Annotated in this window: 23 protein-coding genes; 17 read left to right on the top strand and 6 right to left on the bottom strand. The window is 42.6% G+C overall.

Annotation, left to right across the window (positions count from 1 at the left end; all coding sequences use genetic code 11):
- Positions 1–81: 81 nt before the first annotated feature.
- The 7 genes from glgA (at position 82) to AB5706_RS06300 (ending at position 7119) form a co-directional block, all read left to right on the top strand.
- The gene (glgA, locus tag AB5706_RS06330; RefSeq protein ID WP_148462516.1) at positions 82–1527 is read left to right on the top strand and encodes a glycogen synthase GlgA; all 1446 of its coding nucleotides are present in this window, start codon (positions 82–84) and stop codon (positions 1525–1527) included.
- A gap of 394 nt (positions 1528–1921) precedes the next feature.
- On the top strand, positions 1922–2107 hold the full coding sequence (locus AB5706_RS06325) for a hypothetical protein (protein WP_148462515.1): 186 nt from the start codon (positions 1922–1924) through the stop codon (positions 2105–2107).
- Between the two features lie 12 nt (positions 2108–2119).
- A complete protein-coding gene (locus tag AB5706_RS06320; RefSeq protein WP_118580993.1) occupies positions 2120–2368 on the top strand; it encodes a spore coat protein in 249 nt (82 codons plus the stop codon).
- Positions 2369–3023: 655 nt separating this feature from the next.
- Positions 3024–4100 (top strand): recombinase RecA, encoded by a 1077-nt coding sequence (recA, locus tag AB5706_RS06315; protein ID WP_148462514.1) that lies wholly within the window; start codon positions 3024–3026, stop codon positions 4098–4100.
- A 3-nt stretch (positions 4101–4103) separates the two neighbouring features.
- Positions 4104–4592, top strand: a complete 489-nt coding sequence (locus tag AB5706_RS06310) for a regulatory protein RecX (protein WP_148462513.1) — start codon at positions 4104–4106, stop codon at positions 4590–4592.
- A 151-nt stretch (positions 4593–4743) separates the two neighbouring features.
- Complete coding sequence (gene rny, locus AB5706_RS06305; protein WP_148462512.1) at positions 4744–6300, top strand: ribonuclease Y; 1557 nt, start codon at positions 4744–4746, stop codon at positions 6298–6300.
- Positions 6301–6516: 216 nt separating this feature from the next.
- On the top strand, positions 6517–7119 hold the full coding sequence (locus tag AB5706_RS06300; protein WP_148462511.1) for a stage II sporulation protein M: 603 nt from the start codon (positions 6517–6519) through the stop codon (positions 7117–7119).
- Positions 7120–7245: 126 nt separating this feature from the next.
- On the opposite strand, the gene AB5706_RS06295 is transcribed toward AB5706_RS06300, so the two are convergent.
- Complete coding sequence (locus AB5706_RS06295) at positions 7246–7458, bottom strand: DUF6783 domain-containing protein (protein ID WP_368365945.1); 213 nt, start codon at positions 7456–7458, stop codon at positions 7246–7248.
- A 41-nt stretch (positions 7459–7499) separates the two neighbouring features.
- Between AB5706_RS06295 and xerD the strand changes: the two genes are divergently transcribed.
- Positions 7500–8381, top strand: a complete 882-nt coding sequence (gene xerD, locus AB5706_RS06290) for a site-specific tyrosine recombinase XerD (RefSeq protein WP_148462510.1) — start codon at positions 7500–7502, stop codon at positions 8379–8381.
- Positions 8382–8777: 396 nt separating this feature from the next.
- On the opposite strand, the gene AB5706_RS06285 is transcribed toward xerD, so the two are convergent.
- Positions 8778–9809, bottom strand: a complete 1032-nt coding sequence (locus AB5706_RS06285) for a 3-deoxy-7-phosphoheptulonate synthase (RefSeq protein WP_173718394.1) — start codon at positions 9807–9809, stop codon at positions 8778–8780.
- Positions 9810–9905: 96 nt separating this feature from the next.
- On the bottom strand, positions 9906–11342 hold the full coding sequence (locus AB5706_RS06280; protein ID WP_173773252.1) for an MATE family efflux transporter: 1437 nt from the start codon (positions 11340–11342) through the stop codon (positions 9906–9908).
- 203 nt (positions 11343–11545) lie between these two features.
- Here AB5706_RS06280 and nifS point away from each other — a divergent pair, with 203 nt between their 5' ends.
- The 3 genes from nifS to AB5706_RS06265 all read left to right on the top strand — a co-directional run bounded on the left by nifS (position 11546) and on the right by AB5706_RS06265 (position 16254).
- Entirely contained in the window at positions 11546–12727 is a 1182-nt protein-coding gene (nifS, locus tag AB5706_RS06275; protein ID WP_118580964.1) for a cysteine desulfurase NifS, read from the top strand.
- A 185-nt stretch (positions 12728–12912) separates the two neighbouring features.
- Entirely contained in the window at positions 12913–13359 is a 447-nt protein-coding gene (gene nifU / locus AB5706_RS06270) for a Fe-S cluster assembly scaffold protein NifU (RefSeq protein ID WP_118580961.1), read from the top strand.
- 288 nt (positions 13360–13647) lie between these two features.
- The gene (locus AB5706_RS06265) at positions 13648–16254 is read left to right on the top strand and encodes a cation-translocating P-type ATPase (RefSeq protein ID WP_368365944.1); all 2607 of its coding nucleotides are present in this window, start codon (positions 13648–13650) and stop codon (positions 16252–16254) included.
- 178 nt (positions 16255–16432) lie between these two features.
- Here the strand turns inward: AB5706_RS06265 and AB5706_RS06260 are convergent, their stop codons facing one another.
- Complete coding sequence (locus tag AB5706_RS06260; protein WP_173770288.1) at positions 16433–17266, bottom strand: histidinol-phosphatase HisJ family protein; 834 nt, start codon at positions 17264–17266, stop codon at positions 16433–16435.
- 369 nt (positions 17267–17635) lie between these two features.
- On the opposite strand from AB5706_RS06260, the gene gap reads away from it, so the two are divergent.
- From gap to tpiA, 3 genes are all read left to right on the top strand, one after another.
- The gene (gap, locus tag AB5706_RS06255; RefSeq protein ID WP_117851616.1) at positions 17636–18655 is read left to right on the top strand and encodes a type I glyceraldehyde-3-phosphate dehydrogenase; all 1020 of its coding nucleotides are present in this window, start codon (positions 17636–17638) and stop codon (positions 18653–18655) included.
- Positions 18656–18797: 142 nt separating this feature from the next.
- Positions 18798–19991 (top strand): phosphoglycerate kinase, encoded by a 1194-nt coding sequence (locus tag AB5706_RS06250; RefSeq protein WP_148462506.1) that lies wholly within the window; start codon positions 18798–18800, stop codon positions 19989–19991.
- Between the two features lie 188 nt (positions 19992–20179).
- On the top strand, positions 20180–20932 hold the full coding sequence (tpiA, locus tag AB5706_RS06245) for a triose-phosphate isomerase (RefSeq protein WP_118580952.1): 753 nt from the start codon (positions 20180–20182) through the stop codon (positions 20930–20932).
- Between the two features lie 597 nt (positions 20933–21529).
- Here the strand turns inward: tpiA and AB5706_RS06240 are convergent.
- Positions 21530–21979: an Rrf2 family transcriptional regulator gene (locus AB5706_RS06240; protein ID WP_118580949.1), complete on the bottom strand. Its 450-nt coding sequence runs from the start codon at positions 21977–21979 to the stop codon at positions 21530–21532.
- Between the two features lie 309 nt (positions 21980–22288).
- Here AB5706_RS06240 and AB5706_RS06235 point away from each other — a divergent pair, with 309 nt between their 5' ends.
- The gene (locus AB5706_RS06235; protein WP_173771571.1) at positions 22289–22915 is read left to right on the top strand and encodes a DUF3786 domain-containing protein; all 627 of its coding nucleotides are present in this window, start codon (positions 22289–22291) and stop codon (positions 22913–22915) included.
- Here AB5706_RS06235 and AB5706_RS06230 read toward each other — a convergent pair.
- A complete protein-coding gene (locus tag AB5706_RS06230) occupies positions 22837–23484 on the bottom strand; it encodes a TetR/AcrR family transcriptional regulator (protein ID WP_347087101.1) in 648 nt (215 codons plus the stop codon). The genes AB5706_RS06235 and AB5706_RS06230 overlap by 79 nt on opposite strands.
- Before the next feature lie 168 nt (positions 23485–23652).
- On the opposite strand from AB5706_RS06230, the gene AB5706_RS06225 reads away from it, so the two are divergent.
- Both AB5706_RS06225 and AB5706_RS06220 read left to right on the top strand, forming a co-directional pair.
- Positions 23653–24423 (top strand): ATP-binding protein, encoded by a 771-nt coding sequence (locus AB5706_RS06225; RefSeq protein WP_173718399.1) that lies wholly within the window; start codon positions 23653–23655, stop codon positions 24421–24423.
- A 17-nt stretch (positions 24424–24440) separates the two neighbouring features.
- Complete coding sequence (locus tag AB5706_RS06220) at positions 24441–25217, top strand: ATP-binding protein (protein ID WP_173771576.1); 777 nt, start codon at positions 24441–24443, stop codon at positions 25215–25217.
- Positions 25218–25236: the final 19 nt, after the last annotated feature.

Here is a 25236-nt window from a genome sequence, read left to right as displayed (position 1 = left end):
GGGTATAATAAAAGACAAAAGCAGGTTACTGGCATTAAGTGGCAGTAACGTTATTTGCTATTACTAAGGAGGGTTTTTTGGATGAAAAGAATTCTTTTTGCAACATCAGAGGCAGTGCCTTTCATTAAGACCGGAGGATTGGCTGATGTAGCCGGCTCACTGCCGAAATGCTTTGATAAACGTTATTTTGATATTCGCGTGATCTTACCGAAATATGCCTGCATGAAGCAGGAATGGAAAGATAAAATGGAATATGTCACACACTTCTACATGGATCTTGGATATAAGAACTGTTATGTAGGTATTCTTCAGATGGAGTATGATGGCATTAAGTTCTACTTTATAGATAATGAGTATTATTTCAGTGGACCGAAGCCATATGACAGTGCTCCGTGGGACCTGGAGAAATTTGCATTCTTCTCCAAGGCAGTGCTTTCCGTACTTCCGGTAATCGATTTCCGTCCGGACATTATTCACTGCCATGACTGGCAGACTGGTCTTGTTCCTGTTTATCTGCACGACAGCTTCCAGCAGAATCAGTTCTTCTGGGGAATTAAGACCATCATGACCATACATAACCTGAAATTCCAGGGTGTATATGATGTGAAGACGATCAAGGAGCTTACAGGACTTTCCGATTACTACTTTACACCGGATAAGCTGGAAGCATACAAGGATGGCAACTTCCTGAAGGGTGGTATTGTATTTGCAGATGCTGTTACTACAGTAAGTAATACATATGCAGATGAGATCAAGACACCGTTCTATGGCGAAGGTCTGGACGGACTGCTCCGTGCACGCTCCAATAGTCTGCGTGGTATTGTAAATGGTATTGATTATAATGATTTTAATCCGGAGACAGATATTAATCTGTCAGCTCGTTATAATGCTACCACTTTCCGTAAGGAGAAGGTTAAGAATAAAATCCAGCTACAGAAAGATTTAGGACTTGAGCAGGATCCGAAGGCTATGATGATCGGTATTGTTTCCCGTCTGACAGATCAGAAGGGATTTGACCTGATCGCTTATATCATGGACGAGCTTTGTCAGGATAGTGTACAGATTGTAGCTCTTGGCACAGGAGATGAGCGCTATGAGAATATGTTCCGTCACTTTGACTGGAAATATCATGGCAAGGTTTCTGCACAGATTTATTACGATGAGAGCATGTCTCACAGAATCTATGCAGCTTCTGATGCATTTCTGATGCCGTCATTGTTTGAGCCATGCGGTCTGAGCCAGCTGATGAGCCTTCGTTATGGTACTCTTCCAATCGTCAGAGAGACAGGTGGTCTGAAGGATACGGTAGAGCCTTACAATGAATTCGAAGGAACAGGAACTGGATTTTCATTCAGCAATTACAATGCACATGAGATGCTTTCCACGATCCGCTATGCAGAGCGCATTTACTATGACAAGAAGCGCGAATGGAATAAGATGGTAGACCGGGCTATGGCAAAGGATTTCTCATGGAGTAATTCCGCACGCCAGTATGAAGAGATGTACAACTGGCTGATCGGGGAATAAGGATTCTGTAAGAAATATGCCATTTAAAGTACGGATATAGATATATATGGTACATAATATATACGGTACATAATAAGATGAAATTCGGACATACTACTTTCTGTAAAGTGTCCGCCTCAGGATACAGGAGAGATTAATTTTCTCCTGTATTTTGTATATATGGACATTTGAAGGCTGTCGAAAACAAAGGTTCCATACTGTTGGTTTTCGCTACAGAAATATTTTAGTTACTGTTCACTGGTAACATTCCGCGAGGTGTTTTTTGTGAACGTAGTTCACAGAAAACCCGAGAAGTGCGGCGCGAAATCATGCAAATGCATGATTTCTGTGCATCGCGAAGCGCGTTGCTGTGAACGGAGTGAACAGTAACATATTTTAACAGGAGGCAGGTTATATGAACCAAATTTCAGAACTGGATCTACAGAATTTACGTCACCTGATCGGCGGATTTGACACCACCCATTGTAAAATGGAGGAGTATGCAAGTAAGGCTACAGATGCCCAGGTAAAACAGTTTTTCCAGAAGTCTGCCCAGTCGGCAGTGGACTGCAAAAATCAGCTTATGCAGTATTTACAGTAGGAGGTGCCGCAGATGAATGAAAAAGTGATGGTAGCAGATACCCTTGCCGGAATTAACGGTGAACTGACCCGTTATGGGGAGATGATCCCTCAGACAGAGAATCCTCAGCTGAAACAAACCTTAAAACAGATGAGAAATCAGTGCGAGATGTCCCAGGAGGAGATTTACCAGATTGCCCGTGCAAGAGGCTATTATGTGCCGGCAGCTCAGGCAACAAGGGAAGAAGTGGATCATGTCAGAAGCGTGCTTAGCCAGGGATAAGAGGGGCTAGTGTTACTGGTCACGGAGTGAACAGTAATGGGATAGTAAATAACATCCGGGTTGCAGGAAATAATTCTTGTAATTCCGGATGTTTTGCTATATAGTAGAATTACTGACAGGAAAACGACAATATAAAAGTCGTATACGATTCATTTCAAAATTTACCGGAGTTTTGTCTGTCTCCGGGTATACAAGAATTTCACACCCGTATTCCGGGATGATTCCACCGGTGAAAATAACTTTACAGTTCGTTTGGCTTAACATGAAAAATAAAATTTTTATATGGCGAGTAGGGGCTTGACAAGTGAACTGATTTAAGATAGTATGTACTACAGAGAAACGAACATAGGTTCGTATTTGCGCAAGCAAGAAGATCCTGGCTGCTGTTCACTGGTAACGTTCCGCGAGGTGTTTTTGTGAACAAAGTTCACAGAAAACCCGAGAATTGCGGCGCGAAATCATGCTTTGCATGATTTCTGTGCATCGCGAAGCGCGTTACTGTGAACGGAGTGAACAGTAACAGATCCTGGCTGCTGTTCACGGATAAGGTTCTGCCAGGTGCCTTTTGTGAATGGTAACAGGTTATACAGTCCGGTTAATGATTACAGAAATTACTACGGACTTGTCTGATTATTAAGAATAGGAGATCGGAATAATGATAAATGAAGAGAAGAAGAAAGCGCTGGAAGCGGCTCTTGGACATATTGAGAAGCAATATGGCAAGGGCTCTGTAATGAAACTGGGTGAGTCCAGTGCCAATATGCAGGTGGAGACTGTTCCTACCGGTTCCTTGAGCCTTGACATTGCACTTGGGGTAGGCGGTGTGCCGAAGGGACGTATTATAGAAATCTACGGACCAGAGTCCAGTGGTAAGACCACTGTTGCATTACATATGGTAGCCGAGGTTCAGAAAAGAGGCGGAATTGCCGGTTTTATCGATGCCGAGCATGCTCTTGACCCTGTATATGCGAAGAACATCGGCGTAGATATTGATAATCTTTACATTTCCCAGCCGGATAATGGTGAGCAGGCTCTGGAGATTACAGAGACCATGGTTCGTTCCGGTGCAGTTGACATTATCATCGTGGATTCCGTTGCAGCTCTGGTTCCCAAGGCAGAGATTGATGGTGACATGGGAGACAGTCATGTAGGTTTGCAGGCACGTCTGATGTCACAGGCACTTCGTAAGCTGACCGCTATTATCAGTAAGTCTAACTGCGTTGTGATCTTTATCAACCAGCTCCGTGAGAAGGTTGGTGTTATGTTTGGTAACCCGGAGACAACTACTGGTGGACGTGCCCTTAAGTTCTATTCATCCATACGTCTTGATGTACGCCGTGTAGAGACATTGAAGCAGGGCGGCGAGATGGTTGGAAACCATACCAGGATCAAGGTTGTTAAGAATAAGGTTGCTCCGCCATTTAAGCAGGCTGAGTTTGATATTATGTTTGGTACCGGCATCTCCAAGGAAGGGGATATCCTTGATCTTGCTGCTGAGAATTCTATTGTGAATAAGAGCGGTGCATGGTATGCATACGAAGGAAATAAGATCGGCCAGGGACGAGAGAATGCCAAGCTGTTCCTGAAAGAGCATCCGGACATTTGCGATGAGATTGAACGCAAGGTTCGTATCCATTATCACCTTCTTCCAGGTGAGGAGGAAGAGCAGCAGGATGTGAAGCAAGATGAAACTACACCAGAATCTGACGCTCCGGCAGCAGAAGAGGAATAAAATATGGCGGTTACACCTGAAGAGCAAAAGAATGCCAGAAGAAAGGCAATGCTTCTTCTGGAGCATATGGACCGTACAGAGAAAGGCCTGTCTGACCGGCTGCGTCAGGCAGGCTTTTCAGCAGAAGCCACAGAGGATGCCATGAACTATGTGCGTTCCTATGGGTATCTGAACGATCACCGCTATGCCATGAATTATATTTCCTTCCGCATGGGTACCAAGAGCCGTCAGAAGATTCTCCAGGAGCTTTCCGGGAAAGGAATTGACCGCGAGACTGCCCTTGCAGCCTGGGAAGAGGCAGCAGAGATTGAAGAGCCAGATGAACTGGCCATTCTCCGCGTTGCAGTAGAGAAGAAGTGCCAGCCAGATACTGTTCTGGATGAAAAAGGAATGCGCAGACTGCAGGGATTTCTTCAGCGAAGAGGCTTTTCCTATGGGGATATATCCCATGTACTTGAAGAGATGAATATTACCTGTGAGAGGAATTTTTAACAAAATTCAGCTGTTTAGTACTTTCACAGGAACCCTTGACGAAATATAAATTTCATTTTTGTGTAGAAAAACTTGACATAATTCTAAAAAAAAGATAAACTTGTATTGTTGTGATTGCACAATGAAAACTAAATATTGAGGAGGTGCTCCTGTGACAACAATTATTGTTGCAGTTGTCGCTGTAGTAGCCACTCTACTGATTGCAGTTCCTATTACTAGTAAAGTTTCTGTGGATAACAAAGTTAAGAAAGACGCAGAAACGATTGGGTCAGCTGAAGAAAAGGCCAGAGGCATCATTGATGAAGCCTTAAAAACGGCCGAAACAAAGAAACGTGAAACTTTATTGGAAGTAAAGGAAGAATCTCTCCGTACAAAGAATGAACTGGAGAAGGAAACCAAGGAACGTAGAAACGAACTGCAGAAATATGAGAAGCGTGTCTTATCGAAGGAAGAAACCGTTGATAAGAAAGCTGAAGCAGTTGAGAAGCGCGAGGCAGAGTGCACAGCGAGATTTGCTGAATTGCAGAAGAAAGAAAAGAGAGTAGATGAACTCGAGCTGAAAGGAGTACAGGAACTGGAACGTGTTTCCGGTCTGACCTCCGAACAGGCAAAAGAAGAATTGCTCAGATCTGTGGAAGACGATGTTAAAGTTGATGTTGCCAGACTTTACAAGGAACTTGAGAGCCAGGCGAAGGAAGAAGCAGGAAAGAAAGCCAAGGAATATGTGGTAAATGCCATTCAGAAATGTGCGGTAGACCATGTTGCCGAGACTACTATTTCCGTAGTGCAGCTTCCAAGCGATGAGATGAAGGGACGTATTATCGGACGTGAGGGACGTAATATTCGTACTATGGAGACCCTGACAGGTGTAGACCTTATCATTGATGATACTCCTGAGGCAGTAGTTCTCTCATCATTTGATCCTATCAGACGTGAAGTGGCAAGAGTAGCACTTGAGAAACTGATCGTAGATGGACGTATCCATCCGGCCAGAATCGAGGAAATGGTTGAGAAGGCACAGAAAGAAGTTGAAACTCAGATCCGCGAGGATGGCGAGAATGCAGCTATGGACGTTGGAGTTCATGGTATTCACCCAGAGCTTCTGAAACTTCTTGGACGTATGAAATTCCGTTCAAGTTATGGACAGAATGCACTGAAGCATTCTATTGAGGTAGCCCAGCTTTCCGGTCTGCTTGCCGGTGAAATTGGTGTAGACGTGCGCATGGCGAAACGTGCCGGTCTGCTTCATGATATCGGTAAATCTATTGACCATGAAGTTGAGGGATCCCATATTGAGATTGGTGTAAACCTTTGTAAGAAATATAAGGAAACACCTATTGTGATCAATGCAGTAGCAGCACATCACGGTGATGTGGAACCAGAGAGTCTTATTGCTTGTATCGTGCAGGCAGCAGATGCAATTTCCGCAGCACGTCCAGGTGCCAGAAGAGAGACACTGGAGACTTATACCAACAGGCTGAAGCAGCTTGAGGATATTACCAATCAGTTCAAGGGGGTTGAGAAATCCTTTGCAATCCAGGCTGGTAGAGAAATCCGTGTTATGGTAGTTCCTGAGCATGTGAATGATTCTGAGATGGTACTTCTCGCAAGAGATATAGCGAAGCAGATTGAGGCTGAGCTTGAGTATCCGGGTCAGATCAAAGTCAATGTGATCCGCGAGAGCAGAGCTGTTGATTATGCCAAATAATCGGAGTTAATTTACATTAAGAAATATTAAGAAACCGCTTCCGCATTTTTCATACTATATGAAGGATGCGGAGGCGGTTTTTATTTGTGAAAGTCTCGGACGGCAGCCATGAACGAGCCATGCTTGCATGAGCTGATTCATGGAAAATCAAGAAGAATTTTTTTATGTAATTCATAATCAAATCATCGCTTGCGTACAATGGTACAGGGTGAATATATGGAAAATTTACTCAGTATCAAAAAGAAAAGTTTTTTTCCAGGACTGACTTTGCTGCTTGCAGGATTTCTTGCAGGAATGCTGATCCCGAACTTTATATACCGCTTTTCCTGGAAGCAGCAGGCATTTTCCGCAGTGTACCTTTTGGAAACCTATGGGAAAACAGAAGCGGGAGGAATCGATTATCTTTTGCAGATTCTCTGGATGCGCGGCGGGATTTTTTTCCTTTCTCTAATCTGTGGTTTTACTGTATTTGGAGTCCCTATGGCAATTATGGCGATGCTTTTTACCGGGATTGGGCTGGGAATCGTATTTTCCATGTCTATTTTGCAGTTCGGACTTACCGGAGGCGCAGTTGCCGTAGCACTTCTTTTTCCGCATTATCTGATTTATCTGCCATTATGGGATTCGGTGTATCAGATGGTCTACAGGGAATCTATGGGAATCTGGCGCAATCATGGAATTTTTCCACAAAAAGTAAGCGCTTATCTCCTAAAAGTGCTCTTATATACAGCTCTATACGGTGCGGGGATTCTTTTGGAATGGCGTGTAAATCCATGGATTTTAAACAAAATTCTGGATTTTTCGAAATTTTTTGAATGAGAATAATATGAAAAATACAAGATATAGTATTGGTTACCATAAAATCGACGTTATTTTGTAAAATGGGCAAAAAAAGCTTGTTTTTATACGATTTTTGGACGAAAAAAAGGTTTGATTTTATGTCAATTACAAAGTATAATACAGATACATTTTAAGATCAGTTATTGTGGGGAGGTAGCCCGTACCTGCAATAAAGCGTGAAAGAGCGAATGCAATGGACAATAGGAATTTCGGGCAAAATCTCCCACAAATTGTGACGCACATCTTACAGAAAGCTTTTTTAAATACGCTCCAGAACCTTTTTACAACATGGTCTAAAGCCGTATGATCATGGGCTATATGAAATGAATTTATAACAAAAGAGACAGGAAGTAAACAATATGGAACAGGAAATACGCGAGTTTATTGAATACTTACATAATACGAAGAAAACATCCCAGAATACAGAGGTTTCTTATCAGCGTGATCTGAACAAGATGGCTGCATACCTGGAAATGAAGGGGATTATGAAAGCGGAAGATGTCCGTGAATTTGATCTCATGGGATACATGGATTATATGGAGAAAGAGAACTTCGCGTCATCTACTATTTCAAGAAGTGTTGCTTCCATGCGTGCTTTTTTTCAACACATGTTTGCACTTAGGAAGATGGAAGAGAACCCCACAGATAATCTGAAATCTCCAAAGGTAGAGAAGAAGCTTCCGGAGATTCTCAGTATTCAGGAAGTTGACGATCTTTTGAAGCAGCCAGATCTGACTACGCCTAAGGGAATTCGGGATAAGGCTATGTTAGAGCTTTTATATGCCACTGGTATGCGTGTCAGCGAACTGATCCATCTGGAGACCACAGATGTAAACCTTCAGCTTGGCTATGTGGTTTGCCAGGAGAATAAAGAGCGTATCATTCCGATTGGAAATGTAAGCAAGGAAGCGTTGAATCTTTATCTTGAAGAGGGACGTAAGGTATTTGTGAAAGATGATTCAGAGCATGCGCTGTTCACAAATTGCTCCGGTAAGGCCATGAGCCGTCAGGGTTTCTGGAAAATGCTGAAAGGCTATGCTCTGGAGGCTGGGATTCACAGAGATATTACGCCACATACATTGAGACATTCTTTTGCAGTACATATGCTGCAGAATGGAGCAGACATCCGAAGCGTCCAGGAAATGCTGGGACATTCCGATATTTCTACGACTCAGGTATATTTAAGCATGAATATTAATCGGATGCGAGATGTGTATATGAAAGCACATCCAAGACATTGAGAAGAGCGGATAAGATGATAACTGTCCATGGGTGAGACCTGTGGGCAGTTTTTTATGTAATAGGAAATTCCGTTGGAATTTCCTATTACATAAAAAGCCCTACCGGGCAGGATCGCACTGTGGCGGAAAGGTAGTTGTCGCTCGAGGCGACCCGCCGCAGGCGGAGAATCCTGCAAGCAGGATTCTTTTTTATGCAATAGGAAATTTTGCAAAGTAAGATTCTTTCTTGTATTATAAAATTGTCTGACCGAAAATGCTATCGGAAGATATTAGAGTGTGCCTAAAAAAATCTCCCGCATTCCGAAATCAGAATACAGGAGATAAATAAATATTATTTCTGAAAATATACCGCAAAGTGGGGCGTGCAGATTGCGGAAATGATTTTTCAAACAGGTGCTAGCACATCTCAGCGATTGTATAAAGCAGCTTCTCAGATTCTTCCCATCCAAGACAAGCATCTGTAATGGATTTACCATATACATGATTTGGTCCGATCTTCTGATTGCCTGGCTCAATGTAGCTTTCGATCATAAGACCCTTTACCAGCCCACGAACATCAGAATCAACCTGACGGCTGTGAAGAACTTCTTTGGCAATACGGATCTGCTGCTCATACTGCTTGTTGGAGTTGGAATGGTTGGTATCCACGATGGTAGCCATGTTCTTCAGGTTCTTAGCGGAATATTTCTCGAAAAGAAGACGAAGATCTTCGTAATGGTAGTTCGGAATAGCCTCTCCGTGTTTGTTTACAGCACCACGAAGAATGGTATGTGTCAACTCATTTCCAGTAGTTACAACTTCCCATCCTCTGTAGATAAATGTATGGCTGCCCTGAGCTGCAACAACAGAGTTCAGCATAACACTGAAGTCACCACTTGTAGGATTCTTCATTCCCGCCGGAACATCCATACCGCTGACAGTGAGACGGTGCTGCTGATCCTCAACAGAACGTGCTCCTACAGCAACATAGGAAAGAAGATCGGAAAGGTAACGCCAGTTCTCTGGGTAAAGCATCTCGTCTGCACAGGTAAATCCGCTTTCCTCAATAGCGTGGATGTGCATTTTACGGATGGCAACAAGACCGGCAAGCATATTAGGTTTTTTCTCCGGATCTGGCTGGTGAACCATTCCTTTATAACCCTCTCCGGTAGTACGAGGTTTATTTGTATAAACACGAGGAATGATTAAAACTTTATCCGCGATCTTGTCCTGAACTTTGCGAAGTCTCAGCAGATAGTCGCATACAGCATCTTCATTATCTGCAGAACAGGGACCAATGATTGCAAGAAATTTATCGGATTTTCCAGTGAATACGTCACGGATTTCCTGATCACGTTTCTCTTTCAGTGCCTTGATCTTTGCATCAATGGGATATTGGTTGCGGATCTCGTCGGGGGTTGGAAGCTTTTTGATGAATTCAAATCCCATGGTATTTTCTCCTTTTATCGGCAAAATTTATTTTCGATTCAATATTATAGACTATGATGGAAAAAATGTCGATAGGCAAATTGCGGGAATGATTTTTCAAACACGCTCCAGTCTGTTTAGATAAATGAAATGAAGCAAGGTAAGAACCAGTTGGGAAAGGAGCATTCCGTAAAAATATCCACGGATTCCAAGCACAGGAATAGAAAAGAAAACAAATCCAATTCGGATACACACTCCTGCAATATTGTGAAATAGGCAGGCATCTGGGCGCCCGAGACCGTTCAGAATACTTTCCAGTGCAGTATTTGTATAAAGAAAAGGGCAGATAAAAGCTAACGTTCTTATATAAATCCCCGCAGTTTCGCTGTGAAAAAGAAAATTTCCCAGTGATTTTCCGAAAATAAAGAAAAAGAATGTACAGAAACCTCCGAAGAAAAAGCAGTTTTCACAGGTGCGGCGGATCACATGCCGAATTTTTTTTTCATGACCGAGGGCCTGTAAACCAGCCACAGAAGGCATCAGCATAACAGAGGCAGAATTTGTCAGTGTCGCCGGGAAAAGAATCAGCGGCAGCGCCATTCCGGTAAAAATTCCGTACACAGACAGGGAATCAGTCCGATTTATTCCAGCCAGAAGCAGTCTTTGGGGAATAAGAACCATTTCGATGCCAGAGAGTAAGGTAAGCAGCAGCCGGTTGACAGAGTGGGGAACTGCAATCTGGGCGATTCCTTTTATAAGAGCATTTATGGAAGTGGCAGTATTGTTTTTGACAGAAGCTGGTTGTATATGTGAAATATATTTTACAGCAGAAGGTGAATTTCTGTGAGTGCCTTTGCACATACAGAAAAATACTCGTAAAATACGTCGAAGCAGTCCGGTGACTGGTTTGTAATTTTCCCTGGAAAAATCCAGTCCAAGCGCCAGCATACATGCTACAGTGGCTGTAAGCTCACTGAAAAGTGCACCTCCGGCCGCTATTACAGGGGTAATCTCTTTTTTCTGGGAAATCAGAATCAGGTAGATCACGTAAGTGCTGCCGATCCGGGAAGTCTGCTCAAGAAGCAGGATAAAAGCTGGAATTCCAGTCGTTTTTCTGGCATAATAAAAGCTGTTTACGCATGAATGCAAGGCTGAAAAAGGAAAACTAAAGGCAAGAATACGAAGCAGAACCGCAGTACGCGGCTCTTTTAACAAGGCAGAAGCCACAAAATCTGCATTCCAATAGACCAGAAAAGATAAAAGTCCGCAAAGTGCCATCGAAAGAAATGTTCCAAGAAGCAACGCATCTCTGGACTCTTTTTCTTTTCCAAGGGCAGTGAAAGAGGCACACAGCCTGGAAATAGCAGCCTGAATGCCCATACAGCAGGCTGCCAGTACGATTGCGTGAACCGGAAGCGTAAGCTGGTAAATTCCAACTCCCTGTGCACCAATAGTATGAGATAAGAATATTCTATAGAAGAAACCCATCAGGCGGCTGACAAGGCCGGTAAGAGTAAGAATCAGGGTTCCTTTGATAAAAAGTTTGTCAGACATAAGAATCCGCCTATCCTCTTCATCCTTTTAATTAGTTTATGCTGTAAATGTGCCTTGACAGAACTGTTATTATCTGGTAAAGTGGGATAGAAATCCAAGCGAAATACTAGGAAATAGAAAAGTACCTAAGGAGATAGATGAAATAACCCTTTCCCGGGAGTCTTTCATATCGAATTGATACCAATAAACCAGGAGGAAGAAAAATGGGAAAAATGATATATCTGGATAATGCGGCTACTACCAAGACCGCTCCGGAAGTAGTAGAAGCAATGCTTCCTTATTTTACCGAAATGTATGGAAATCCATCCAGCATTTACGACTTCGCATCCAAGAGCAAAGAAGGCGTCAGCAAGGCAAGAGGCCAGATCGCAGATGCACTTGGTGCCAAGAAAGAAGAAATCTATTTCACAGCTGGCGGTTCAGAGTCTGATAACTGGGCACTGAAAGCCACCTTTGAAGCATATAAATCCAAAGGAAACCACATCATCACAACCAAAATCGAGCATCATGCAATCCTTCACACCTGCGAATATCTTGAGAAAGAGCGCGGAGCGAAGATCACATATCTTGATGTAGATGAGAATGGTATTGTGAAGCTTGACGAGCTTGAGAAAGCTATTACACCAGAGACGATTCTGATTTCTGTTATGTTTGCGAACAATGAGATCGGATCTATCCAGCCGATCAGGGAAATCGGTGCAATTGCCAAAGAGCATGGCATCCTTTTCCACACAGATGCAGTACAGGCTTTTGGACAGGTGCCGATCAATGTAGATGAGTTAGGAATTGATATGCTCAGCTCCAGTGGACATAAGCTGAATGGACCGAAGGGAATCGGTTTCCTTTACATCCGCAAGGGTGTTAAGATACGTTCCTTTGTACATGGTGGAGCGCAGGAGAGAAAGCGCCGCGCAGGTACAGAGAATGTTCCTGGAATCGTAGGTTACGGCGTTGCTGCAGATCGTGCAGTCCGCACTATGAAAGAACGTACAGACAAAGAGATTCAGGTAAGAGATCATTTCATTGAAAGAATCCTGAAAGAGATTCCGTATGTGAAATTAAATGGTGACCGCACCAAACGTCTTCCAAATAACGTAAATGTAAGCTTCCAGTTCATCGAAGGAGAGTCCATGCTGCTCATGCTTGACAATTATGGCATCTGTGCATCCAGCGGTTCCGCCTGCACATCAGGCTCCCTGGATCCGTCCCATGTACTTCTGGCTATCGGACTCCCACATGAGATTGCGCATGGTTCCCTGCGTATGACCTTAAGCGAGGAGACTACCATGGAAGATGCTGATTTTGTAGTAGATAAGCTGAAAGAAATCGTAGCTTACCTGCGATCAATGTCTCCATTATATGAAGATTTTATAAAAAAACAGTAACTGTTCAGTACCTTCACAGTTACACGCTTCGCGATGCACAGAAATCATGCTTTGCATGATTTCGCGCCGATATTCTCGGGTTTTCTGTGAACTACGTTCACAAAAAACACCTCGCGGAATAGTGCCTGCTGAATAGTTAAAAAAATAAAAAATTTGATTAAAACACTTGCCAGGAGGAAAAAAAGATGTATAGTGAGAAAGTAATGGATCATTTCCAGCATCCACGTAATGTTGGAGAAATAGAGAATGCAAGCGGTGTCGGTACAGTAGGAAATGCCAAATGCGGCGATATTATGAGAATTTTCCTGGATATCGATGACGAGACACATATTATCAGAGACTGCAAATTCAAAACCTTCGGCTGCGGTGCCGCAGTAGCAACCAGCAGTATGGCTACTGAGATGGTAAAAGGTAAAACTATTGAGGAAGCCATGAAGCTTACCAACAAGGCTGTTATGGAGGCTCTTGACGGACTTCCGCCAGTGAAAGTACACTGTTCTCTTCTTGCAGAGGAGGCTGTACATGCTGCACTGTGGGATTACGCACAGAAGCATCACATTGAGATCGAAGGTCTGAAGAAACCGAAGTCTGACATTCACGAGGGTGAAGAGGCAGAGGAAGAAGAGTATTAATAGTTACTGCGAACTGCAGTAATTATAAAGTGTCGTCATCGATACAAAAGAATAATATTTTTTACAGGAAACCGAATCCTTAAGCAGATTTATTTCGTTACAGATAAATAGGTGGTAAAGATGAGGCAGACCGTAAAGAGAATTCATCAGGGCGGATGTTATCATCTGCCCTATTTTAATACAATGGCACGAACGGTTTTTTGACCTTTTGACACTGGTATCATACAATGGGAAAAAGAGTAAAACGGAAACATCCTTAAATAAAACATAAGAATGAAGGAAGTAACGATGACAGGACTGACAAACGAACAGGTACAACAAAGAATTGAAGAGGGGAAAATCAATGTCAATGAGAACCCCAACACAAGGAGCTATAAGCAGATCGTAAGGGAGAATGTGCTTACATTTTTCAACTTTCTGAATCTGGCTCTGATGATTATGGTATTGCTGGTTGGTTCCTATAAGAACTCCATGTTCATGGGAATTATTGTGATCAATACGGTGATCGGAATCATCCAGGAAGTGCGTGCGAAAAAGACGCTGGATAAGCTGGCTATCCTTACGGAGAGCAAGGCAGTGGTCTTGCGTGAAGGCAAAAAATGGTCTATCTCCACGGAGAAGCTGGTTCTGGACGATATCCTTTTTCTGAAAACAGGAGATCAGGTGCCTGCAGATGCCAAGGTGCTTGAGGGCAGTATTGAGGTCAATGAATCCCTGCTGACCGGTGAATCGGATAACCTTCAGAAAAATGAAGGGGACGAGCTTTTTTCAGGAAGCTTTGTCACATCCGGAGAGGCCTGCTGTCAGGTTATCCACGTTGGCAAGGATAATTACGCATCTCAGATTACCAGCGAGGCGAAGGAATTTAAACGTCATAACTCAGAACTTCGTAATTCCCTGAATGCGATTCTGAAGACTATAAGTGTGATCATAGTTCCTATGGGAATGCTGTTATTTTATAAGCAATATTACATTGCGGGAAACGGAATCCGGGATGCAGTAGTGAATATGGTGGCTGCTGTCCTTGGAATGATCCCTGAGGGACTGGTGCTCCTTACCAGTGTGGCGCTGACTCTTGGTGCGCTGACACTGACCCGTAAGAATACCCTGGTGCAGGAATTGTATTGTATTGAGACTCTGGCGAGAGTGGATACCCTCTGTCTGGATAAAACCGGAACCATCACAGCCGGTACCATGTGTGTGGAGCAGGTACAGCCCTATGTGGAGGGTATGGAGATCAGGACTCCGGAAGCAGAAAATGAGAATATAAGCGAAAGTACAATAAATGGAACAGCGAATCAAGCTCAGAAAGTTCCAGAAATGGCAGCTGCAGAGGCGCAGTCTGAAGTATCCGTGGTTGCGGCACAATTGCAGATAGGAGCTGTTATGGGAACTACTGAACAGCTGTCAGCACAAGATTCACAGGGCAATGTCAATACTGATTTAGCCATCAGCGGCGCCCAGCCAGAACTGACCATGGGCGAGATCGAGCGTGTCATGGCAAACATGATGTCCGTTTTAAAGGATAAGAATGCCACCGCAGATGCACTCCACAAACGCTTCTCCAGAAGAACGGACATGCCGGTAGATCATTGCATTCCGTTTTCCTCAGACCGCAAATACAGCGGTGTAGCCTTTAAAACAGAAGGAACTTATCTGATGGGTGCTGCTCAGTTCCTTTTTCCGGATGGAAATGAAGACTTGATCAAGCAGTGTGCTGCTTATGGAAAAGAAGGCTTACGTGTTCTGGTGTTGGCGCATAGCCCAAACCTGAATCGGGAGAATGAGCTTCCGGAAGGGTTAAAGCCGGTTGCGTTATTTATGCTCACTGACATTATCAGGGATAATGCCCCTGAAACCCTGGCATTTTTCAAAGACCAGGGCGTAGATCTGAAAGTGATCTCCGGTGATGATCCTGTGACTGTTTCTGCCATTGCAAAAAAAGCAGGCCTGGAGAATGCAGATAAATATATTGATGCCACCACTATCACTACACCGGAGGATATGGAGCGTGCCGTTGCAGAGTGTTCCGTATTCGGCCGTGTAACCCCGCAGCAGAAGAAAGAGATGGTGCTTGCCCTTCAGAAACAGAAGCATACAGTTGCCATGACCGGTGACGGTGTGAACGATGTTCTGGCACTGAAAGAGGCAGACTGCAGCGTAGTTATGGCAGAGGGAAGTGACGCTGCCAAGAACATTGCAAATGTAGTCCTTATGGATTCTAATTTCGCTGCTATGCCGGAGATTGTGAACCAGGGACGCCGTGTGGTGAACAACATCCGCACCGCAGCTTCCATGTTCCTGATCAAAACTATTTTCTCTGCGCTGCTGTGTCTGATTACTATTTTCTGGGGCGATAGCTATCCGTTTGAGCCAATTCAGATGTCCCTGATCAGTGCCTGTGCAGTGGGTATCCCAACCTTCCTGCTCGCCCAGGAAAACAACTTCAACAAGATTGAGAGTGGTTTTCTGCGTTATGTATTTATGAATGCATTCCCAGCAGCAGTCACCATCACGGGATGTGTATTTACCATTATGCTGGTCTGCCAGAACGTTTACCATAGCAATGTAATGCTGAGTACAGCCTGTTTCCTGGTAACAGGATGGAATTACATGGCAGCTTTGAAGACGGTATACGCGCCGCTTAGCAGGTACAGGAAAATCATTATTTACGGTATGCAGTTTATTTTCTTCTTTGCAGCCGTATGTGTGCAGAACCTGCTTGCACTTGGCTCACTGGAGTTCGGAATGATCATCCTGGTATTTATCCTGATGACCTTCTCTCCGGTCATAATCGAAGTTATCACAGAATGGTGCAGATCTTTGTATAACAAGGCACATGAGAAGGAAAAGAAAGGAATTATTTCTCTGTTTTTGGAGAAAGTGCAGAAATAATGACTGACCTGGTCTTGAGTGGCAATCAAAAATAATACCTCAAGCTGAATTTGAAAAGAAACGCAAAAAATGCTTCATCGCTTATTCTGGCGATGAGGCATTTTTTTAACACGTTCTAAAAGCCGGGCTGATGTGAGAAGCTGATCGCTTCTGCAGTGCATGGCAAAATAGGGTTTCCTTATAGCTTTACAAAGGTTGGTTTCCGGTTTTCAAATACTGTATAATATTCAAATCCGCATTCTTTCAGTACCTTTGATGCTTTGTCAAAGGCATAGCCGATTTTATCCGGTGTATGCGCGTCAGCACCAATGGTGATGATTTCACCCCCTAGTTCTTTATAACGTCGGATGATATCCGTACATGGGTTTGGCTCTCCAAGCCTGTAGTGATAACCGCCGGTGTTGACCTCCAGTCCTACATTTGTGTCTGCCAGTTTTTTCAGAATCGCATCCAGAATGTTCCGATATTTTTTATAAGAATAAAACTGGTTCTTGTTTGGACCGTAGCGGACAATATAATCCAGATGTCCATAAGTGTCCATTTCATGAAATGCATCCAGATTCTCCAGAATGGATTCGAAATATTCAAGGTAGGCCTGTTCCTCGTTCCTGCCCTGGAAAAATTCCGGGTAGTAGGGGTCGGCACCGTGGACTACGTGAGAAGAACCAATCACGAAATCGAAAGGATATTCTTTTAAAAGATTGTGAAAATATTGTTTAAGATGAAGCTGCAAACCGATCTCAATACCGAAATGGATGTGAATCTGATTCTTGTAGGTCTCTTTCAGTTCGTTGAGTTTGGTGTAATAGGCGGGAATATCCAGGGCAAATTCCAGGTCATCCGGAGTTGGTGGATAGTCTGGATCCAGATGCTCTGTAAAGCAGATTCCCTTAAACCCCAGTGCAATGGCCTGGCGGATCATATCCTCAGTGGGAGTGCCGGAATCTGCGGAAAATTCAGAATGCATGTGGCAGTCCCACAAAACTCCGGGAGAGTTGGAAAGTATTTTCATAATAACCTCCTTATGAATTATAAACCAAGCAAAGTATTTTAAAAATATATTTTCTGTAAATATAAAGATATATTTTATGGATAAGTGTACAGCGAAGGAACATGTGAAAAAAATTCTTCCTACACGAAAAAGAAAGGAAAAAATGTGCATAAATGCTGCCACTGTGTCATAAAAGGGACTTAATTGTCTCATTTGAGAGCAGTATATCATATCAGAGGATATTTGTGGCAATTTGCTTGTTATTTTTTTGAAAATAGGCTTGAATTTTTGTTCGGAATTAGGTACAATACGCTATAGGTTGATGTTTCTTTCACAAAGATTGAAGCACTCACATAATTTTTACCATTTAATTCATAGGAGGAATTTATCATGGCAGTAAAAGTTGCAATTAATGGTTTTGGACGTATTGGTCGTCTTGCATTCCGTCAGATGTTCGGTGCAGAAGGATTTGAAATCGTTGCTATCAACGACTTAACATCTCCTAAAATGCTCGCTCACTTATTAAAATATGACTCAACTCAGGGAAGATATGCTCTTGCAGATACAGTAGTAGCTGGAGAGGATTCCATCACAGTTGACGGAAAAGAAATCAAAATTTATGCAAAAGCTAACGCTGCTGAGCTTCCATGGGGAGAGATCGGTGTAGACGTAGTTCTTGAGTGTACTGGATTCTATACATCCAAAGACAAAGCTCAGGCTCATATCGATGCAGGTGCTAAACACGTTATCATTTCCGCTCCGGCTGGAAACGACCTTAAGACAATCGTTTACAATGTAAACCATGAGACTCTTACAAAAGAGGATCACATCATTTCCGCAGCTTCCTGTACAACAAACTGCTTAGCTCCAATGGCTAAAGCACTTAATGATCTTGCTGCAATCAAATCCGGTATCATGTGCACAATCCACGCTTACACAGGCGATCAGATGACACTTGACGGACCGCAGAGAAAAGGCGATCTGAGAAGATCCCGTGCAGCTGCAGTTAACATCGTTCCGAACAGCACAGGTGCTGCTAAAGCAATCGGTCTTGTTATCCCAGAACTGAACGGCAAACTGATCGGTTCCGCACAGCGTGTTCCAACCCCAACAGGTTCTACTACAATCCTTACAGCAGTTGTTGAAGGAAATGTAACTAAAGAGCAGATCAACGCAGCTATGAAAGCAGCTTCTAACGAGTCCTTCGGATACAACGAAGATGAGATCGTTTCCAGCGATATCGTTGGTATGAGATTTGGTTCTCTGTTCGATGCTACTCAGACAATGGTTCTTCCACTTGAGAATGGCACAACAGAGGTTCAGGTTGTTTCCTGGTATGATAATGAGAACTCCTACACAAGCCAGATGGTTCGTACAATCAAACACTTTGGCAAACTGCTTAACGCTTAATCAGAAGCAGAGTAGGGTTTTCGAATGCTGACAAGCTATGGCTGACAGCATATGAATAAGACTCAGAGAAGGGTCCGGTCTGAATAGGACCGGACCCTTTTGTCTGTATAAAAAGTTAAATTTTATAAGGAGGCATAACAAGATGCTGAATAAGAAATCTGTTGATGACATCAACGTAAAAGGCAAAAGAGTCCTCGTAAGATGTGACTTCAATGTACCTCTGCAGGACGGTAAGATTACAGATGAGAACCGTCTGGTAGCAGCTCTTCCTACAATCAAGAAGCTTGTTGCAGATGGTGGAAAGATTATCCTTTGCTCTCACCTTGGAAAACCGAAAGGAGAGCCGAAACCGGAGCTTTCTCTTGCACCTGTTGCTAAACGTCTCACAGAACTTCTCGGACAGGAAGTGAAATTCGTTCCAAGCCCGGTTGTTGTAGATGACACTGTAAAAGCAGCAGTAGCTGACATGAAAGACGGCGAGATCATTCTTCTTGAGAACACTCGTTATCGTGCAGAAGAGACTAAGAACGGTGATGAATTCAGCAAGGAACTTGCTTCTCTTTGCGATGTATTTGTAAACGATGCATTTGGTACCGCTCATAGAGCACACTGCTCTAATGTTGGTGTTACCAAATATGTAGATACAGCTGTTGTTGGATATCTGATGCAGAAAGAAATCGATTTCCTCGGAAACGCTGTAAACAATCCTGACAGACCATTCGTAGCTATCCTTGGCGGCGCTAAGGTTTCCAGCAAGATTTCTGTTATCAACAACCTTCTTGACAAGGTAGATACTCTGATCATCGGTGGTGGAATGTCCTACACATTCTCCAAGGCTATGGGCGGACATATCGGAAAATCCCTTTGCGAGGATGATTATCTTCAGTATGCATTAGACATGATGAAGAAAGCAGAAGATAAAGGCGTTAAGCTTCTTCTTCCTGTAGATAACAGAATCGGAGATGACTTCTCCAACGACTGCAACATCCAGGTTGTAAAACGTGGCGAGATTCCGGATGGCTGGGAAGGAATGGACATCGGACCAGAGACAGAGAAACTTTTCGCTGACGCTGTAAAAGATGCCAAGACAGTTGTTTGGAACGGACCGATGGGCTGCTTCGAAATGCCGAACTTCGCTCGTGGTACGGAGGCTGTTGCTAAGGCTCTTGCTGATACAGATGCTACCACTATCATCGGTGGTGGTGATTCCGCAGCAGCTGTTAACATCCTCGGCTATGGTGACAAGATGACACACATCTCCACAGGTGGCGGTGCATCTCTTGAATTCCTGGAAGGAAAAGAGTTACCAGGTGTAGCAGCAGCTAACGATAAATAAATAGAGCACTTAATGAAAGCAAGCTGTAAGCGCAGCTTGAATTATGTGCGAATTTGGTTCGAAGGAACTTAATGAGAGCAAGCCAACGGCGCAGACCAGCTGATTTTCATATATGGTGATGTCGCCTGCCGGCGACATGTCCGTTTAGTGAATCGGACTTCCTTATTACACAAAAGGAGATATATAAAATGTCTAGAAAGAAAATTATTGCCGGAAACTGGAAAATGAACATGACTCCAAGTGAGGCAGTTAAATTAGTAGAAACTTTAAAACCATTAGTAGCAAACGATGACGTTGACGTAGTATTCTGCGTACCGGCTATCGATATTCTTCCTGTAGTTGAGGCTGCAAAAGGCTCCAATATCCAGGTAGGTGCTGAGAACATGTATTTCGAGGAGAAAGGTGCTTTCACAGGCGAGATTTCCCCGAACATGCTTACAGACGCTGGTGTTAAATACGTAGTTCTCGGACACTCTGAGAGAAGAGAGTACTTCGCTGAGACAAGCGAAACTGTAAACAAAAAAATGCTTAAAGCATTTGAGCACGGAATCACTCCAATTATGTGCTGTGGAGAGACTCTTGATCAGAGAGAGCAGGGCGTAACTATGGACTTCATCCGTCAGCAGGTTAAAGTTGGTTTCCAGAACGTTACAGCTGATCAGGCTAAAACAGCCGTTATCGCTTACGAGCCAATCTGGGCTATCGGAACTGGTAAAACAGCTACAACTGAGCAGGCTCAGGAAGTTTGCGCAGGAATCCGTGCTTGCATCGCTGAGATCTATGATGAGGCAACTGCAGCAGCAATCCGCATCCAGTACGGCGGATCTGTAAACGCTAAGACAGCTCCGGAGTTATTTGCTCAGGCAGACATCGACGGAGGTCTTGTAGGCGGTGCATCCTTGAAACCAGAGTTCGGCGATATCGTAAACTATAACAAATAATAAAATAATAGCTATTTTTTAGCTAATGTGTCCAAGCGAGAAGTAATTAAACGCCCCTAAACACAAGGATGATTGGTAAATATTACCAATTGAATTGTGGGTAGGGGCGTTTTATAATTTACCTACTATCACCTTTTGGTATCACTTTTGGAAGGAAAAATCACTGTCATTCAAATAAGCAGAAATAATGAAATTAGGTATCGTTATTACGAGGCCGATTTCATAAATGTCCATATAAGTTGTTAAATGCCTTTAGACGCTGATAGCTAGAGCATTTAGCGGATTTCCGACTTGGATAAAACTCTATATAAATTCATGTAATTTTTTGAAAAATGGCCCACTTTGTGGCCTACTAACTTTTGATCGAAGTCCTAATATGGTAAGAAGAAGCGCCTGTAGGAACGCTTCTTTTTTTCTGTACAGGAAAGACCGCCTGTGGTGCGCTGCTGAATTTAAAAATGCCCGCACGGAGGCGGGCATGATAACAAGAAAATCCCTGGATTAGAAAATATAAAAATTTTACTCGCCAAATCGTTATCAGATTCTTCATCATTTAGAAGATAATCCATATCTGGAAGTCCATTCTCGTTTCTCCTGCTATATAATATTTTGTAAATCATTTTGCATGGATGTTCGCTGATAATAAGTATTTATGATATCCTGTAAAGTAATTGTATTCATCTTTTCTTCAGTGTTTTTTTGAATTTCATTATAGAATCCCTGCAAGGACAACTGAATATTAATGCCAACGCCACAATCAGGGTTGGTATGAGTATCTAAATGAAGTAGCGGTTTCTCGCCCTCCACTGCTTTATAAATATCCAGCAACGTAATCTGGTCTGCTGGTTTTGAAAGAGAAGGACGGGCATGTCCGGCTACACTGGTCATAAGTTCGGCCTTTTTTAGTTTTAACATGAGCTGGCGTACAAAGCCGGGATTTGTATGGACACTTTCTGCAATTGAGGCACTGGAGAGTGAGTTTTCCTGGTTGATAGCAATCAGAACCATTACATGGACAGTATCGCTTAATTTCGTTGAGTATTTCATGATAAGAAACTCCTTGTAGTATGATATAATGATTTTGGTTTCACGTTTTTGAGGCGAAAATATTTCTGGTTTGTCAAAAACATCCCAAGTTCTCAACAGCTCTTTTTAATGTGTTGAGAAACAGTACATATTTTTTATTTTGATGATTGTACATAATATAATTACAACTATAATGAAACTTAAAGGAAAAGTCAACACAGGAATGGATAAAAGAGAATCCGGATAAAGCCAGATTTATGAAAATACCAAAATCCTTGCATAAACATTGATTATTATATGATGCGATAAAATATCAACAAAGGAGAACTTATGGAATACAAAAATCAAACAGAAAATCGTGCATTTCAGGAAATGTTGCAGGCAGCAGTAAAACGGCTGCAAAATCGCTCCGGAGAGGATCTTGCTGCAAAAAGTGGGGCTGTTTTTCAAAGCAGCCGAAATGTGCTTGAAGTACAGAGCTTTTACGAAAAGATTGAAATTCAACTCCCTGAGTTTCGTATTAACTCAGACATGGACGAATGGCATTATCTGACATTGCTGCATTATCTGGATATGGCCGATGGAACAGAAGGTTCACAGAAGCTCATTACTTTTGGTAACCTGAAAGATGGATTGATTCGAGGAACCAAGTTTGACCGGACCGCAGAGCAGAAACTGGAAAAGCTTTTGCGGGATAAAGATCCTGAGAAAATTCAGAAAGCATGTAAAAACCTGGGTGCAGAATTTACAGAGACAAAGGCGGATTTGTGTGCTGTTTTTCCAGTTCTGCCAAGATATCCGGTAACTTTAAAGATATGGTTTGCAGATGAAGAATTTCCTGTATCTGGCAAAATATTTCTTCAGGATCATGCCGATCATTATCTAAGTGTAGAAGATGCGGTAACAGTTGGAGAAATTTTGCTGCAAAAATTATCGGAAGCATTTTCTTCCCTCTGATCATGAATCAGAAAACTTTCCAGTCCGGCTTTGATAAATTTGTCAATTGTTGTCTGGATCTGTTTCCAGTCATTACAGTGATTGCGGAGCATCAGTCTGTTGATGGAAAGGCAGCCATTCATTTGAAAATAAAAAACCGATTCTGCCTGTTCAAAGGTCAGGAGGCTGTGTGACATAAGCCAGGTCACATAGCCTTCTTTTGTATTTTCTGCTATTTTTTCCAGAAGAATAGGGGCAATTGCATCATCCAGAAACAGTGCCCTGTATTGTGATTCCATCTGTATTTTCTGACAGAACGGATAGGAACAGCTTTTTTGATTTAGACAGAATAAATGATCTACCGTTGTTAACATATCCTGAGTCATATCATTAAAAATATCTGATAATACATCATGGATATCGTAGTAATGAAGATAAAAAGTGCCACGGTTGATTTCAGCATTTTTGCAGATCTCTGTAACTGTAATTTTCGTAAAACTTTTCTGCTTTAACAATTCTAAGAACGTATCTTTTATGGTTTGCCTGGTATAGCGGGTACGGCGATCTTGTTTTCTCGTTTTTTCTGACATTATATACTCCTGTATTAGTTAGTATCATATAATTTCTCAACAATTTTTCTGATGTGTTGAGTAACCATACAAATCTCACAGACTGATTATTGTAATTTATATAGTAACAACTATAATGAGGTTTAAAGAAAAAGTCAACAGATTGTTCAGAATTTTAGGAGGAAAAACATGGGACATGTAATTGCAGTATCAGGAAAAGGTGGCGTAGGAAAAACAACTCTTTGTGGATTGTTGATCCAGTATTTATGTGAAAGCGGAAAACGTCCGGTCCTGGCGGTGGATGCAGATGCAAATGCAAATTTGAACGAAGTGCTCGGTGTTGAGCCGGAGGTCACACTTGGGGAGCTGAGAGAGGAAATTGAGCGGGCAGGCGTAGATCCACGATATCAGATTCCATCTGGTATGACGAAACAGGCATATCTGGAAATGCGTCTTTCTGATGCGATTGCGGAAGAAGACGATTATGATTTGATGGTAATGGGGCGAACCCAGGGACAGGGCTGCTATTGTTTTGTAAATGGTCTTGTGCAGACCCAGGTTCAGAAACTGCAAAGCCATTATCCATATATTGTGGTTGATAACGAAGCAGGTATGGAACATATCAGCAGAGGAATCCTGCCAATGATGGAAGTTGCGATTCTTGTAAGTGACTGTTCCAGAAGAGGTGTTCAGGCAGCCGGACGTATTGCAAAGCTGATGAAGGAATTAAACTTTAAACCACAGAAAACCGGATTAATCGTGAATCGTGTTCCAGATGGAAAACTGGATGCCGGAACTCTGGAAGAAATCCGAAATCAGGGACTGGAACTGTTAGGGGTTGTACCACATGATGACCAGGTATATCAGTATGACTGTGATGGAAAGCCGATCATACGGCTTCCGAAAGATTCTCCTGTAAGAAGTGCATTGGAAGGAATTGTAAAGAAGTTGGGATTGTGAGCTGGAGGATTGAAAGTATGAAGATTACAGTATGTGGCAAAGGTGGCTGTGGAAAAAGTACAGTATCAGCACTGCTTGCCAAAGAATTTGAACGAATGGGAAAGACTGTTCTTGTAGCTGATTCTGATGAATCAAATTATGGACTGCATCGCCAACTTGGTGTAAAGCTTCCAAGGGATTTTACAGAGTATTTTGGTGGTAAGGAGAAAGCTTTTAAAACAATGATGGCAGGAGAGATTCTTGATACTGTGAAGTTGTCTGCATTTGCAAAAAAGTTCTATTCGGAACCATTTACATTGAATGAGATACCCGAAGAATATATTTCACGAAACAATGGCGTGATGCTTATTTCCAGTGGAAAAATACATCAGGCAAATGAAGGCTGTGCCTGCACAATGAATAGTATTTTAAAGCAATTTATCAAACATCTGACGGTAGGAGAAAATGAAGTTGTATTGTTGGATATGGAAGCTGGCGTAGAGCATTTTGGACGTGGTGTAGATAACAGTGTGGATTTAATCTTAATGATCGTAGATCCTTCTTTTGAATCATTGAAATTGACGAAAAAAATCCAACAGCTAGGGGACAGCATTGGGAAAACTGTATTTTTTGTGTTAAATAAAGTAAATGAATTGGTTTTGCCAACAATGTTGGAGTCTATTGACGATCAGAGTAAGGTGTTGGCAGTTATTTCAACAGATACAGAAATCGCAAGAAAGGGATTGGTTGGAGATGAACTAATGATGGAAATTCCGGAAATTCATATGCTTGCAAGGAAAATTTTGAAGCAATAAATGAGAGGAAGTAATAAGA

The organism is Ruminococcus sp. RTP21484sp1_RTP21277st1_D2_RTP21277_210401, from assembly GCF_040924225.1.
GTDB lineage: Bacteria > Bacillota > Clostridia > Lachnospirales > Lachnospiraceae > Blautia_A > Blautia_A faecis.
Note: the sequence above shows the minus strand (reverse complement) of the source record. Positions and strands in the feature narration are given on the sequence as shown.